The sequence below is a fragment of the Streptomyces sp. SID12501 genome, assembly GCF_010550245.1.
Taxonomy (GTDB): Bacteria; Actinomycetota; Actinomycetes; order Streptomycetales; family Streptomycetaceae; genus Streptomyces.
The window spans coordinates 1-423 of record NZ_JAAGLU010000773.1 but is presented as its reverse complement, the minus strand read 5'-3'; the positions used below and the strand labels follow the sequence as shown (position 1 = coordinate 423).

Below are 423 nucleotides of genomic sequence, written 5' to 3'. Positions count from 1 at the left end.
TGGGGCATGGGTAGGGGCCGCCTGCTTGGAGGTTGTGGGGACGTGTGGCAGTGGGGTCGTCGTGCAAGAGCGTGCCTCCTGTTGGTCGGGCTGGAACGGCTTCGGGGTGGTGGGATGGGGCGTACGAACGCCAGCTCGCTCCGCGACGGATGCGTGGGGGAGCAGCGTGACTTCGGGCGGACGCCTACGCGGCGTCCGCTCTGCCGCTGCCGAGTTCGGCTTGGACCTGCCGGGTGACCTTGTCCCGGCGGTCCCTGCCGAGGGGGAGGCCGCGTGCGCGGACAGCCGTCTCGATGTGGCGGCTTGACACGCGCCCATCGCGTCCGAGCGGGGCGGTGAGGGCGATGGCGAAGAGCTCGTCGTCGGTGGCGGCGGGCTTGCGGCCAGTGCGCTTCTTCGGCGGGGGGTGGGCTTCCGCCACTT

Annotated in this window: 1 pseudogene; it reads right to left on the bottom strand. The window is 71.9% G+C overall.

What is annotated here, in order from left to right:
* Positions 1-184: 184 nt before the first annotated feature.
* Positions 185-423 (bottom strand): annotated as a pseudogene (locus tag G3I71_RS48395) (hypothetical protein); the annotation flags it as partial.